Source organism: Caballeronia sp. 11_S32 (assembly GCF_056930355.1).
This window is the reverse complement of sequence record NZ_JBXOWH010000006.1, coordinates 289,496-303,779: the sequence shown is the minus strand read 5'-3', so window position 1 is coordinate 303,779 and position 14,284 is coordinate 289,496. Positions and strand designations below refer to the sequence as shown.

The following is a 14,284-nucleotide window of genomic DNA, read 5'->3' as shown; positions in this document are numbered from 1 at the left end:
TTACTCGGTACGCAGGCGCTCCAGCGGACTGACGACTTCGTGCAGCAAATCGGTGGCGACCTGTGCGTAGAGCGCTGTCGTTTCAAGCTTCTTGTGGCCAAGCAGCACTTGAATCACACGGATATCCACCTTCTGTTCAAGCAGGTGCGTGGCAAAACTGTGGCGTAGCGTATGCATCGATACGGGCTTGTCGATTTGTGCGGCTTCGGCCGCAGCGCGAATCGCGCGATTCAGTTGCCGCGGCGTCAGCGGGTCGACAGGATCGAGTCCCGGGAATAACCAGCCGCCATCCGGCATCTTGCCCTGCGAGCGGGCCACGCGCCACCAGACCCGCAAGCGCTCGAGCAGCACCGGTGAGAGCATCGCGTAGCGATCCTTACGGCCCTTGCCCTGTTCGACGCGCAGAGTCATGCGCTGGCTATCGATATCGCCCACCTTGAGCGCGACCACTTCGCCGGCACGCAACCCAGTGCCGTAAGCCAGCGACAACGCCGTCTGATGCTTTAAATTACCTGTTGCCGCAATCAGTCGCCGGACCTCGTCGGGGCTGAGGATAACCGGCAGTACGCGCGGCACGCGCACCGGCTGCATTCGAGCCATCAGTTCTGGTTTCTGAAGCGTGATCTCGAAGAAAAACTTCAACCCGGTGATCGCGGCATTCAGGGAAACGGGCGAGGTTCCGCGATCGACCAAATACAACTGGTAGTTTCGCAGGTCTTCGACAGTCGCCGTGTCGGGCGAGCGCTTAAGGTATCGAGCAAATTCACGCACAATGCGCAGATAGCCGGCTTGAGTCGCGGGAGAAAGCTGGCGCATGCGCATGTCGTCGGTCATACGCTGACGCAGCGGGCTGACGCCCGGTTGAGTGGAGGTCATGATGCGGCTCCGTTGAGGAACGAGGCGGATTGCCCCGATCATCAACATACGGAATCACGCCGCTCCCCTCTCAAGGCCCGCCAAGTCGGGCCGTAGCCCCCTACCGCGCGAGCGGTTTCGTTCCGCGACCCGTTGCTGCCAGTCGAGCTGTTGCTACTTCAAGGACGGATAGCAGGTCAAAGCGGACATCAGGTTTTATGTTCGTATGTTGCGCCGATTGCTTTTCACGTGTTTAGCGAGACTTAAGCAGGCCGACTAAAGCTTCATAGTTCACGGGTTTCGTCATGAAATGCTCGAATCCGGCGTCGAAGGCAGCGCGCCGATCGTCCGCTTGGTTACGCCCGGTCAGCGCAATCAGCAGCAAGCTTGCCTTTCCGACTGTTGCCCTCGACAACCTTGCCAAGTCATAGCCCGACATATCGGGAAGGCCAATGTCGATCAATACGACGTCGGGCCAGAGATCCGAGATAATTTCGAGGGCCTTTGTCCCGTTTGGCGCCGTGCGCGCTTCGTGCCCATCGATATCAAGCAATGTGGCGAGACTCAGTGCCGCGTCATCATTATCATCAACAATCAACACTCGGTGCGGACTTGGACGTGTGCCGGGATAATCTGCTGCCGTATCCGCCTTTGCTGTCTGTACAGGCGACAGCGGGAGCTGGACGGTAAACTTGCTTCCTTTGTCCGCGCCCTCGCTGGTAACGCCAACTTTGCCACCGTGACGTTCAGCCAATGCGCGAACGAGCGAAAGGCCGATGCCCAAGCCTCCTTGCGAACGCGACGCACCGGACGGGAGCTGGGTGAAAATCCCGAAAATTGACGGAAGATCCGCCTCGGCGATACCAATGCCCGAGTCCCGGACGGCGATGGTTGCGGTCTGCTCGTCGCGTCGTAAAGAAAGAGAAACTGTTCCCCCCGACGGTGTGTATTTCGCAGCGTTGGTCAGGAGGTTTTCGACGATCTGGATCAGACGGCCTGCGTCGGCGTCTACGAAAAGAGCTTGATCGGGAAGATCGACAATCAGCCGGTGCCCCGCTGTTTGGAGCACCCCCCGGGACACGTCGCTCGCCTGTCGAAGGACGTGCGTCAGATTCACGTGCTCCAACTTGATCTCGAGTTTTCCTTCGGCTACCCGCGAAATATCGAGCAGATCGTCGACCAGCCTCGCCAACTGCCGGGCCTGCCGGTCCAGCACCCTGCTGGACCACACAAGCCGCGGATCACTGAAACTCTGCAAGCCGAATAAACGTGCCGCCGCCTGTATCGGGGCAAGGGGATTACGCAACTCGTGCGCAATCGTAGCGACGAACTCGTCCTTACGGCGGTCCGCGTCGCGCAGAGCATTTTCGACGATACTTTTCTCGTCGAGCGCCCGCTGCGCCTGCTGTCTGACCCGCAGCAATTCCTGCTCATACTTGTGACGGTCCAGGACCAGCATGCAGGCAAAGTCGTCGTATTCTGCCCCGTCACAGACCTTGCGGACTGCATTGATCAGCATCGGCACCTTGTGCCCGTCATGGTGCCGTATTTCGAGCTTGACCTCTGCGACCGACCGCTGCATCTGCAACAGCGGCGCCCAGTGCGTCTGATGAAAGACCTTGCCCCCCATCGTCAGGAGATCCTGAATGCGGCGCCTGTCGAGGAGCTCCTCGGCGTCAAATCCGGACCATCGACAGAACGTCGCGTTCACGCGGAGGATCGTCCCGTCAGTCGCCGTCGTCAGAAGGCCGCAGGACGCCTGTTCGTAAGCGTCTTCAATCGGGGGCAGCGCCCGGCGGGACGTATCCATTCAAAGCCCCCGGCTGTGCAGGAACTGCTTGGTCGCATCAAGGCATGGGCCGGGCGCACTCAGATGCGGACAGTGACCGACGTTATCGACTATGGCAAGAGTGCTTTGGCTGATCGCGTCATGCATGTATTCGCCGACTGCAATCGGAGCGAGCAGGTCGTCATTGGACTGAATAATAAGGGTGGGCGTGGTGACGCGGGCAAGGTCAGCCCGGTGGTCCGCCAGAAAGGTAATATGCGCGAAATGCCGGGCGATATCGGGATCAGTGCTGCAAAAACTGTTCGTAAGCTCGTCCGCCAGCTCCGGCCGATCCGGTGCACCCATGATGGTCGGCGCCATATTGCTTGACCACCCCAGGTAATTGTTGTCGAGGGTCGTCAGCAGGTCCTCAATGTCGCCTCGCTCAAAACCGCCAACATAGTTGCCGTCGTTGATGAACGAGGGCGATGGCCCAATCATGACGTTGGCAGCGAAAAGCTCGGGAGCCTTGATTGCGGCAAGCATTCCAATCATGGAACTGACTGAGTGGCCGATGTAAATCACAGGGGAGCTGGCCGTCCCGGCGACGATTTCAAGGAGATCATCGGCGTAGCCGTGAAGTGACCCGTACTTGATATAGTCATAGAGCGACAGGTCAGATCCGCCGCTGCCAACCAGATCGAAAAGCACTGTTTTGTACTGCCTGGACAGATCCGCCACAAGCAGGCGCCACATGTTCTGATCACACCCAAAGCCATGAGCGAGAACTATGGTGCGCTCTCCCTCACCCGAGATATGGACGTTGTTTCGTTGAAGAAAACCCATATGAACGCCAAATAGTAGTTGACCATCCATCATCGCACAGGGTAGCCATGTTCCGCCCCGCGGCGCGCAGTGAACTGGATTGGAGACGTCCAGGATCACAGTTTTGTCGATCATCAGCGGCTCTCACCCTTCGGACGCGTCAGGACGAGCCTGCCCGATGTGGCGATGGTAAAGTCAATGCGGCGGCACATTACAATGGTGAGCGTCCGTCGTCTGTGGGCTGCCGACCCAATTTTTTTGATCGACCTTCGGTACGCCGAGCGTCTCTTGACGAGGTGCAACGGCCATTCGCTCGCCGGCCAAGCCGACGTTCAATGACAATACAAGGTGGCGGCGGCTATCGCTTCTGAGGAGCAGCGACCGATCCAGGTGACGACGACACGCCCCGTGCAGCCAACCGCATCTTTGCGTGAGGATCGACGCCGTCAGCCGGTACTGGCCTGCCAATCACGTATCCTTGCGCGGCATCGCACCCGAGCTTACTGACAAAGGCCAGTTGCTCCTCATTCTCCACCCCTTCCGCGACAGTTTGCATACCCAGCGCGCGAGCGAGCGCCACCATCGCTTCAATCATCGCTTGAGCCTGCCGACGAGTCTCGTCGACGGTGAGCTGCTGCACGAACGACTTATCGATCTTGATGCGGTCGACGGGCAACTTGGTAAGGTACGAGAGGCTTGAGTAGCCGGTCCCAAAATCGTCGAGTGATACGGTCGCGCCGAGCTGCCGGACAGCGGCGAGCGAGCGCGAAGCGGCCGAGAAGTCACTCACGATGACCGACTCCGTCACTTCAATGTCCAGCACTGAAGCGCATACGCCGGCTGCCTCAGCCGCCTGCGAGACCAGTGCAGCGAGATCGGAGTTCTGAATCATCGCAGCCGATAGGTTGATGGCAACCTTGAACGGCATACGGTCGGTAACCTGCCATTCCGCCGCCTGGCGCAATGCAAGGTGAATCAGCCACTCCGCCGTCGATTCGTAGGCTGGTGATTCGAACAGGACATCGAGAAAAGTGGCCGGCGCAAGTAGACCTAACTGGGGATGGTTCCATCGCAGAAGCGCCTCTGCACCATAGACACAGCCGGTGTGCAAGTTCAGTTGCGGCTGGTAATGCAGTTCGAACTGGCACGCCGCGCTGGCACTCTCCATGTCTGCGCGTAGCCGAAGACGACGAGAGAGACGCTGCTCGTCCTCATTACTGAACGACCACACAAGGGACCCGCCCAGGCGCTTCGCCTGATACATGGCAGTGTCGGCATTGCGCAGCAACAGGTCGGCACTCGCTGCCGAAAACGGATATCGCGCCAATCCAATGCTCGCGCTCACCGACGCGCGCACGGTCGGCGTCTCAATGCGCTCCCGCATGCGACCTATGATGTTGTTAGCAACGCGCGCGGCCTCGTTTTCGGGCGCGTCAATGAGATAGACCACGAACTCGTCACCGCCGATGCGCGATGCACAGGCTCGCTCACCGAGCGAGCCCGACAGACGCTGGCCGATCACACGCAGGATTTCATCTCCAGCCGCATGGCCAAAGGAATCGTTGATCTCTTTGAAACGGTCCAGGTCGATGAAGAGTACATCGACGGAATCGGCGGTGCCTTGGTCGATGAGGCGGTGGAGGCGGGTAAGCAGTTCCCTCCGGTTGATGAGGCCGGTGAGCGCATCATGAATCGCTTGCTCTGACAAACGCGCCGACATCGTGCGCGCCTCGCTGACATCGCGGACCAGCACGGTGACGCCGCCCTTGCATGGGAATGCCCGCGCCTCGAACCACGTATCGAGCGGCGCGTAGAACTCGGTGACGGTGCAGGGCAAGCCGGTCTCCGCCGCCTGCCGATATGTTTTTTCGTAGCTCGACCCGACCAGGTCGGGATATTCAGTCCAGATTTCGCGACCAATCAACTCCGTCGACGAACGCTGCAGCAATCGTGCAGCGGTTCGATTCACATTGCGAAACTTCCACTGCCGGTCGAGCAACATCACTCCGTCCGTGATGTGATCGAGCACTTGAAAATCTCCCGCGCTTTTGCCCCCGTCGACAGGCTGGTCGGTGAATCCAGTCATCTTCCTCTGCCGCGCGGATTGTTTGTCGCTGTACTTCGTCATGCTGTATTGCCGTGTTCGACCTGATAGCGAGTGTTGAGGGTTCGCCTCTAAGCGAAGCAGACTGAAACGGGCGGAAGCCGGATTTCTTGCGCACCATATGGTCAACGCTTCGTTTCATCGAGCTTTGTGCATAGGCGGATCCATTGCCGCAATAACGGCATTCCTCGCCAATTCTGAATAGCGTCCTAGCCGACCGCTACGCGTAAGCGCAACGATGCAATTTCTTGTCTAGGACACCGGCCTGTTAGCTCAATTTCGACAGCCTGTCAGCGCCGCTCCCATCATGAAATCGGCGTTTCTTGGCGCAACATGAACCGACGCCTCCGCGCCAGGGATACGGCACCGCAGAACGTTGACTGCCGCTCGCGGATGACTCACCGCAGCGGCTCTTAGTCGATGACTTGCGTCACAAAGTCGGCGCGATCGAGCCGATGCGCGCGGTGCTATGTCGACGCAACCGGATTGAGGTGAGCCACCGTCTTTGACACTATGGCTTCAGCACGACCTTGATGCAGCCATCTTCCTTGTCGCGGAATGTCTTGTACATCTCGGGTCCTCGATCGAGCGGCACGGTGTGCGTGATCACAAATGACGGATCGATCTGCCCATCCTGGATGCGTCGCAACAAGTCGTCGGTCCAGCGATTCACATGGGTTTGCCCCATGCGCCACGTCAACCCGTTGTTCATGGAGGCGCCGAACGGGATCTTGTCGATCAGACCGCCGTACACGCCCGGCACGGACAGCGTGCCAGCCGGACGGCAGACGTAGATCATTTCCCGCAATACGTGGGGCCGGTCGGTTTCCATCATCACCGCCTGCTTGGCCCGATCGTACATGGCATCGACTGAGCGCGTCGCATGCGACTCCATGCCGACCGCGTCTATGCACTTCTCGGGACCTTTGCCTTGCGTGAGATCGGCCAGGCGCTCCAGGACACTCTCTTCGTCGAAGTTTATAACGGTGGAGCCGCCCGCACGGGCCATTGCGAGGCGCTCGGGCACCCGGTCGATCGCAACCACCTGCTTCGCGCCGAGCAGAACGGCGCTGCGAATCGCCATCTGGCCTACGGGGCCTGCCCCCCAGATGGCGACGGTGTCTGTCGGCTCGATGTCGCATTGAACCGCCGCCTGCCAGCCGGTTGGAAAGATGTCACCGAGGAAGAGCACCTGCTCGTCGGTGAGGCCGTCGGGAATCTTCACGTGCGTCCTGTCCGCAAATGGCACGCGCACATATTCGGCCTGCCCACCTGGATACCCGCCTGTCAAATGCGTGTAACCGAACAAGCCCGCAGTCGTGTGACCGAAGACTTTGTTCGCGGCGTCCTGGTTACGATTGCTCCGTTCACAGACCGAGAAGTTGCCACGCTTGCACTGATCACATTCGCCGCAGATGATCGTGAAGGGAACGACAACCCGATCTCCGATCCTTAGCGCGCTATTTTCATTGCCGACTTCCACTACCTCGCCCATGAATTCGTGACCCATGATGTCGCCCGACTCCATGCCTGGCATGAATCCATCGAATAAGTGCAAGTCCGAGCCGCAAATGGCGCAGGTCGATACCTTTATGATCGCATCTCGGGGGTGTTCGATGACTGGGTCCGGAACCGACTCGCACCGGATGTCCTTCTTGCCTTGCCAGATAAGCGCTCTCATCGCTAGCCTCCATGGTGATTGAGCGGTTGTATCGCGCGTGATCTTCGCTTCTCAGCGACGCGGCAACCGAAGTGCGCTCAGCATTGCTCGTTCCGTTCAAGCCTCCTTTTCTGCTGTAATCAATTCCCCAATGGATTGTCGCTGTAACGATGAACTGGCAGTCGATGGCTCACCATCGGTGTCCATGTCAACGCACTATCTCGATTGCCGGCGAGCTGAGCAGTTGGCGAGACATCTTTCGGCTCCGCCAAGCCCGCCGCCAATCCAGTCGATCGTTGCGCTTCGGTGTCCTAGACAGGTGTTCCTGGCAATGCGTGCCGATACGAGCTTCGCCGGCGACGCATGCGTCAAGCACTTCACTCAGCTTCGAGGCGCTGTTGCAAAATATCCAGCTTCGTGCAACTTTTCCAGCGAATGCGCCACACCCGTCGCCCATCACGAATCGATGAGGTGATCAGGTCAACGACGCTCATCCGTGAGCCGCCTCCATCGATAAGGATCTGGCACACGGATAGCTGCCTACGCTCTCGCGTGCCGTCACGCGAAATTCGAAGCACATGGCGGTCACTGTTTAGGATAGCTATAGACTGTTCAGAACCAGCGGTTCATAGCACTCGCCTTTTTTCACCGCCCCTGGCTGGATGAGAGGGGAAGAAAGCCGATCAGGATTAGCGTCGCCAGCGATGAGATCACCGGTGCCGCAGGTGTGCCTGCGGGTTTATCGACGCCGTCAGCCGCCGAAGGTTTGACGCGGCTCAGGCTTTTTTGCTGTTGGCTCTCGGGAGAAAGATATGAAAGCCGTTGTATATCGTGGACCTCGCCAGGTCTCGATCGAGAATGTTCCGGATCCCAAGATCGAGCGTCCGACCGACGCTATCGTCAGAATCACCAGTACCAACATCTGCGGTTCCGACCTGCATATGTACGAGGGTCGAACGGACTTCGAGCAAGGTCGCATCTTCGGTCACGAAAATCTTGGCGTCGTTCAGGAGGTCGGGTTTGCTGTGGAGCGGATCAAGCCCGGTGACTGGGTGTGCCTGCCATTCAATATAAGCTGTGGCCACTGCGTGAACTGCGAGCGCGGCCTCACCGCATTTTGCCTGAGCGCGAACCAGCCAGGAATCGCTGGCGGCGCTTTCGGGTTTGCGGACATGGGCCCCTGGCCTGGCGGGCAGGCCGAATATCTTCGGGTACCTTGGGCGGACTTCATGTCCTTGAAACTGCCGCAGGACGCAGAGCAGAAGCAGACCGACTACGTGATGTGCGCCGACATCTTCCCGACCGGCTGGCACGCGACCGAACTAGCCGGCATGCGGCCAGGCGACGCTGTGGTGATATATGGCTCGGGACCAGTTGGTCTGATGGCCGCCCACTCGGCCATCATCAAGGGAGCCCGCAGTGTCATGGTGGTGGACTGCCATCCCGACCGGCTCAAGCTTGCTGAGTCGATCGGCGCAGTTGCGATCGATTATTCGAAGGAAGATCCGGTGGAGCGGGTTATGGACCTGACGCAAGGCATGGGCGCGGACGTAGGATGCGAATGCGTCGGCTATCAGTGCCACGATCCGGCTCCGCAACGCCACGAGCGCCCAAACCTCACGATGAACAACCTAGTGTCGTCGGTCAAGTTCACTGGCGGGATCGGAGTGGTCGGCGTGTTCGTTCCGGAGGATCCGGGCGCGCAAGACGAACTGGCGAAGGAGGGAAAGATTGCATTCGATTGGGGCAAGTGCTGGTTCAAAGGCCAGCACATCGCCACTGGCCAGTGCAACGTCAAGGCATACAACCGGCAGTTACGCGACCTGATACACGCCGGCCGGGCGAAGCCATCGTTCATCGTGTCGCATGAATTGAAACTCGACGAGGCGCCTGACGCCTATCAACACTTCGACGTACGGGAGCACGGCTGGACCAAGGTGGTCTTGCACCCCGGAGGGTAGCGAAGTGAAGCGACGATCGTAGCCGCACGCGGGCTCGAGCCATTCGCTCATCGAGGTCTTCTTGGGAACGCGAACCGGCCATCGCGATTTGGGCAATGCTCGCAAGGTGCAGTTGCGCGACTCATGGGCACGTGTGGGATGAGCGCAAGTGCTGCGAACAATCTCATCGATCCCGCTGCACAGGCCGGGCCGCGCAGCGGGAGAAGCCGCCTCGTCGCCTCGCCTGTTCATTAAGCTCGGCTTGAAAACGGCTTGCGATTCGATACCAGTCGTCAACTTTAATGCTGAAGCAAAGTGGCCGTCTCACTGTCCGACATGGATCCAGGCGAAGGTCCATTCATGGCAGCTTGTCGTCGACCGCCAACTTACGCCCAGACGAACGCGTCGGGCACCGTGCCTAGCCTTCCATTGCGTCTCGTGCGCGTTTCAAGGCAACAAGCGTCCTATGCAGGCAGAGAAGCACCGCTCGAGACTCTTTTGGCTCATGCCCGGTCTGCATTTGTCTCGCCAGCCGCTCGCACTGCGCTTCGATTTATTATGGCAATCGTTGATCTGCCGACTGATCGCCGTTAACTCCGATTGATCCTCGCGTATAAGCCCCATTTGGCCTCCGTTGCGTAGGCATAAGCAACTAGAGGATGCCATAGTCGGGCGACGACGAATACATCAATTTGTGACAGCCCAAACGACTTGAGTGCGGCGTGCCAAAGACTATGCAACCTCAGACATCAATAACGCTCATCTCCCCGTTGCAGCGTTCACGCGCGCGTGTCAACAGTCGCTTTCATGAGGATGCCAACCATGTAAGCAGCGCGAGCCTAGATACCGCTCAAACTTCGAGCGTTTATTGATCACGCGGCACTGAGGCTGAGGGAAAGGCTGGGTTACGTGCGCAACGCTTATCCAACGGTCCATTTGGAGTGCTGAGTGATGCAACGTCTCCAGTCGAAGTCCAGTACCCTTTTCCGTCGGCACAGATATGCCGACTCTGTCATCCTCGCATATGCTGTGACCGGCCGATGATCGATGAAAAGCCGACGTTCCGTCGGCCGGATAGATTCATCTGCGAATGACGCTTACTGGGCCGGTTCGGGAAGTTCCCGAACGGATGAAAGACATTGGGGAGCGGCGTCCACTTGGACTTACAGGTTGATTGTACTTGTCCACAGCTTACGTGGATAACCGTGTAGATAACGCGCACGACTAAGCGCTATGTCCCTGAACCGAAACAGAAACCCCAGCGTGATGCACCGAGCGACACGACGAGTTTATGTCAAGTACGCGATATTCCTCTATGTAAAATGGTGCTGGAGATTGATGGCTTCTCGCATGCGTCTGAGTTCGCAACTGTGACACATGAAAGTCGCACAAAACGCACCATTAGGATAATGGTGCGTTTTGTGTTGAATTAATAGTTCCAAAGCGATACGGAAATAATTGATTTATTACACGTCCTGCGAGCTTGCGCCGGTGTTCGCCTCGCATTCAGTTCATGGTGCCGCCCCTCATGCTCGCCATACGATCAGCAGGTCCTTAGCTTGGACTCGGTCTCCAGGCTTGACCAACACGCGTTCGATCACTCCCTCGCGTTCAGCCGTCATGTGGGTTTCCATCTTCATGGCCTCCAGCGATAGCAGTGTCGCCCCCGCCTGCACTTGTTGGCCAGCGACTACCGGTACTGTGACGATTGCGCCTGGCATGGGCGCGCCAACATGCAACGGGTTGCCGGGTTCTGCCGTCTCGCGCTGTGCAGAGGCGGCCACGCCAGCTCGCGCGACGTTTGTCATCCGCGACTGACCGTTCATCTCGAATTGCACCTTTGCGACGCCATCAGCCTCTTGGATGGTCTGAAGGCTAACCAGCAGAGTCTTGCCCGCATCAATCTCCAGCGCCACCTCATCGCCGGACTTCATGCCATAGAAGAAAGTCGGCGTGGGCAGGACGGAGACATCGCCATGCTTTTGCCGGTGCTGGTGGAACTCGCTGGCCACTTTCGGGTACATCAACGCGCTCGCCAGCTGTTGGTCGTCCATCTCATCAATGGAGATGCCACCCGCTTGCGCGGCGGTTATGCGAGCTGCTTCGAGGTCTACGGGCGGTAGATGGTCGCCGGGGCGATAGGCCGCTGGCGGCTCACCCTTGAGCACTTTGCGCGACAGATCTTGGGGAAAGCCGTCCGGCGGAAATCCGAGTTCACCCTTGAACAATGCAACCACCGATTCGGGAAACGCTACTTCATGCGCCGGATCGGCTACTTGGGCCGGCGTGAGGTCGTTGGCCACCATCATTAAGGCCATGTCGCCCACCACCTTTGAGGTAGGCGTAACCTTGACGATATCGCCGAACAGCCTATTCACGTCGGAGTAGGCCTGCGAGACTTCGGTCCAGCGATGCTCCAACCCGAGGCCGCGTGCCTGCTCACGCAAGTTGGTGTACTGACCACCGGGCATCTCATGGCGATAGACGTCGGCTGTGCCGGAGCGTATGTCGCTTTCGAACGGTGCATAGAACCGGCGCACTCCCTCGAAGTAGGTCGACGCTTGATGCAGCGCATGCTGCGACAGGCCTGGGTCGCGCTCGGTTGCCGTCAATGCTGCGGCCATGGACGAGAGGTTGGGCTGGGCGGTGAGACCGCTCATGGCGTCCAGCGCACCGTCCACCGCATCGCAGCCGGCCTCGACGGCCGCCAATACCGAGGCGGCGGCAATGCCGCTAGTGTCGTGCGTGTGAAAGTGCACCGGCAGGCCAGTTTCCTCCTTCAGCGCATTGACGAGCGCAGCCACGGCGCGCGGACGGCAGATGCCTGCCATGTCCTTGATCGCCAGAATATGTACGCCGGCTTGCTGCAGTTCCTTCGCGATCCCGACGTAATACTTCAGGTCGTATTTGCTGCGAGCAGGGTCGAACAGGTCGCCGGTGTAGCAGATGGCGCCCTCGCACAGCGCGCCCGACTCCAGGACGGCGTCGATCGACACGCGCATATTGCGCACCCAGTTCAACGCATCAAACACTCGGAACAGGTCCACGCCGGTGTCCGCCGCCTGCTTGACGAAGAACTGCACCACGTTGTCGGGGTAGCTGGTGTAGCCCACCCCATTGGCGCCTCGTAGCAGCATCTGGAACAGGATGTTTGGCACGCGTTCGCGCAGCTGGGCCAGACGTTGCCAAGGGTCTTCCTTTAGAAAGCGCATGGCCACGTCGAACGTTGCGCCGCCCCAGCATTCCAACGAGAACAGCTCCGACAGCTCGCGTGCGTAGAAAGGCGCGATGGGCAGCATGTCGGCTGTGCGCATGCGGGTGGCGAACAACGACTGGTGGGCGTCACGCAGGGTGGTGTCGGTCATGAGCACGGGCTTGCTGTCCAGCATCCACTGTGCAAACTTCTTGGGGCCAAGCTCCTTCAGGCTGTCGCGCGTGCCACGCGGTATCGGGGTGCTCAGGTCTACACGTGGCAGCACGGGCTTGGGAAACGGTAGATCCGGCATCTTGCGGCCCGCCATCTCGGGATTTCCATTCACCGTGACATCGGCCATGAAGCCCAGCAGCTTGCTGCCCCTGTCGCGTCGCTTGACGAATTCGAGCAGTTCGGGCGTCGTGTCGATGAAGCGCGTGGTCACCGTGCCTGCGGCGAAATCCGCATGATTGATCACGTTCTCCAAGAACAGCAGGTTTGAGGCTACGCCTCGGATGCGGAACTCGCGAAGTGCCCGGGTCATGCGCTGCACCGACTCCTTCGCCGTGGGAGCCCAGACGGTGACTTTAACCAGCAACGAGTCGTAGTACGGCGTGATGACGGCCCCGCCATAGGCAGTCCCTGCATCGAGTCGGACACCAAAACCGGACGCGCTACGGTAAACCAACAGTCGCCCGTAGTCGGGCAGAAAGCCGTTTTCGGGGTCTTCGGTGGTGATTCGACATTGCACGGCCGTGCCATTAATGCGGATTCGCTCTTGCGCGGGGACGCCGCTGGCATGGGCACTTGGTTGCTCATCTTCTGTGACGCCGATATGCCCGCCTTCGCTGATGCGCAGCTGGGCTTTAACGATGTCTACGCCGGTGATCAGTTCAGTGACGGTGTGCTCTACCTGTATTCGTGGATTGACCTCGATGAAGTAGAAATGGCCGCTGTCGGCGTCCATCAGAAACTCAACCGTGCCCGCGTGCGTGTAGTTCACGGATTGCATCAGGCGCACGGCGCTCTCGCACAGAGCCTGGCGCTGGGCATTGTCAAGATAAGGCGCGGGCGCTCGCTCTACTACCTTCTGGTTGCGGCGCTGTACAGTGCAGTCACGCTCGAACAGGTGCACGACGTTGTTGTGACGGTCGCCGAGTATCTGCACCTCGACGTGGCGCGCTCGCTCGACCAGCTTCTCGAAATAGACCTCGTCGTTACCAAAGGCCGCCAGCGCCTCGCGTCGAGCCGCCGCTAGCGCCTCGGGCATTTCAGCTTCGGTACGGATGATTCGCATGCCACGTCCGCCTCCGCCCCAACTGGCCTTGAGCATCAAGGGATAGCCGATGCTGGCCGCCAGGTTCTTGCACTCGTCCAAGCTCGGTGGCAAAGGTGGCGTAGCCGGCATCACCGGCACTCCGGCGGCCACGGCGGCGTTTCGCGCTGCGACCTTATTGCCTAAGGTACGCATGACCTCGGGAAGCGGGCCAATCCATTCGATACCCGCAGCAATCACGGCCTCCGCGAAGTCGGGATTCTCCGAGAGAAATCCATAACCTGGATGGATGGCATCCACTTTGGCAGCGCGGGCGATACGCAAGATGTCATCGATATCCAGATAAGCCTGTAGCGGCTTCTTGCCTTCGCCGACCAGGTAGCTTTCGTCGGACTTGAATCGGTGCAGCGCCAGGCGGTCCTCTCGCGAGTAAATCGCTACGGTGCGAATGTCCATCTCCGAAGCGGCGCGCATCACACGGATCGCGATCTCAGAGCGGTTGGCGATCAAGACAGATCTGATCTTTCGAGAAGGATTGGTATTGAGCGGTTGCATAGTCGTACGCACAATTAGTTGGTCGTCCACGAGGCCAGAAAGGAAATTCGTCGAGTAAGCGCCAGGAGCAACAACGACCGCATCAGCGTGGATGAGTTTGGAAGGCCC

7 protein-coding genes are annotated in these 14,284 nt (G+C 59.2%); 1 reads left to right on the top strand and 6 read right to left on the bottom strand.

What is annotated here, in order from left to right; genetic code table 11:
* The 5 genes from AC1Z32_RS40135 to AC1Z32_RS40115 form a co-directional block, all read right to left on the bottom strand.
* Window positions 1–876 (bottom strand): tyrosine-type recombinase/integrase, encoded by an 876-nt coding sequence (locus AC1Z32_RS40135; RefSeq protein WP_483484406.1) that lies wholly within the window; start codon window positions 874–876, stop codon window positions 1–3.
* Window positions 877–1,108: 232 nt separating this feature from the next.
* On the bottom strand, window positions 1,109–2,665 hold the full coding sequence (locus tag AC1Z32_RS40130; RefSeq protein ID WP_483484405.1) for a hybrid sensor histidine kinase/response regulator: 1,557 nt from the start codon (window positions 2,663–2,665) through the stop codon (window positions 1,109–1,111).
* Window positions 2,666–3,469, bottom strand: a complete 804-nt coding sequence (locus AC1Z32_RS40125) for an alpha/beta fold hydrolase (protein WP_483484517.1) — start codon at window positions 3,467–3,469, stop codon at window positions 2,666–2,668.
* Window positions 3,470–3,806: 337 nt separating this feature from the next.
* On the bottom strand, window positions 3,807–5,576 hold the full coding sequence (locus AC1Z32_RS40120; protein WP_483484404.1) for a putative bifunctional diguanylate cyclase/phosphodiesterase: 1,770 nt from the start codon (window positions 5,574–5,576) through the stop codon (window positions 3,807–3,809).
* 487 nt (window positions 5,577–6,063) lie between these two features.
* On the bottom strand, window positions 6,064–7,233 hold the full coding sequence (locus AC1Z32_RS40115; RefSeq protein ID WP_483484403.1) for a zinc-dependent alcohol dehydrogenase: 1,170 nt from the start codon (window positions 7,231–7,233) through the stop codon (window positions 6,064–6,066).
* A 791-nt stretch (window positions 7,234–8,024) separates the two neighbouring features.
* On the opposite strand from AC1Z32_RS40115, the gene AC1Z32_RS40110 reads away from it, so the two are divergent.
* Window positions 8,025–9,173: a glutathione-independent formaldehyde dehydrogenase gene (locus AC1Z32_RS40110; RefSeq protein WP_483484402.1), complete on the top strand. Its 1,149-nt coding sequence runs from the start codon at window positions 8,025–8,027 to the stop codon at window positions 9,171–9,173.
* Window positions 9,174–10,678: 1,505 nt separating this feature from the next.
* On the opposite strand, the gene AC1Z32_RS40105 is transcribed toward AC1Z32_RS40110, so the two are convergent.
* Entirely contained in the window at window positions 10,679–14,176 is a 3,498-nt protein-coding gene (locus AC1Z32_RS40105) for a pyruvate carboxylase (protein ID WP_483484401.1), read from the bottom strand.
* Window positions 14,177–14,284 lie beyond the last annotated feature (108 nt).

Bases quoted from the DNA above. Each gene is read 5' to 3' on its own strand.
- AC1Z32_RS40135 (WP_483484406.1), bottom strand. From the start codon at position 876: ATGACCTCCACTCAACCGGGCGTCAGCCCGCTGCGTCAGCGTATGACC.
- AC1Z32_RS40130 (WP_483484405.1), bottom strand. From the start codon at position 2,665: ATGGATACGTCCCGCCGGGCGCTGCCCCCGATTGAAGACGCTTACGAA.
- AC1Z32_RS40125 (WP_483484517.1), bottom strand. From the start codon at position 3,469: ATGGGTTTTCTTCAACGAAACAACGTCCATATCTCGGGTGAGGGAGAG.
- AC1Z32_RS40120 (WP_483484404.1), bottom strand. From the start codon at position 5,576: ATGACGAAGTACAGCGACAAACAATCCGCGCGGCAGAGGAAGATGACT.
- AC1Z32_RS40115 (WP_483484403.1), bottom strand. From the start codon at position 7,233: ATGAGAGCGCTTATCTGGCAAGGCAAGAAGGACATCCGGTGCGAGTCG.
- AC1Z32_RS40110 (WP_483484402.1), top strand. From the start codon at position 8,025: ATGAAAGCCGTTGTATATCGTGGACCTCGCCAGGTCTCGATCGAGAAT.
- AC1Z32_RS40105 (WP_483484401.1), bottom strand. From the start codon at position 14,176: ATGCAACCGCTCAATACCAATCCTTCTCGAAAGATCAGATCTGTCTTG.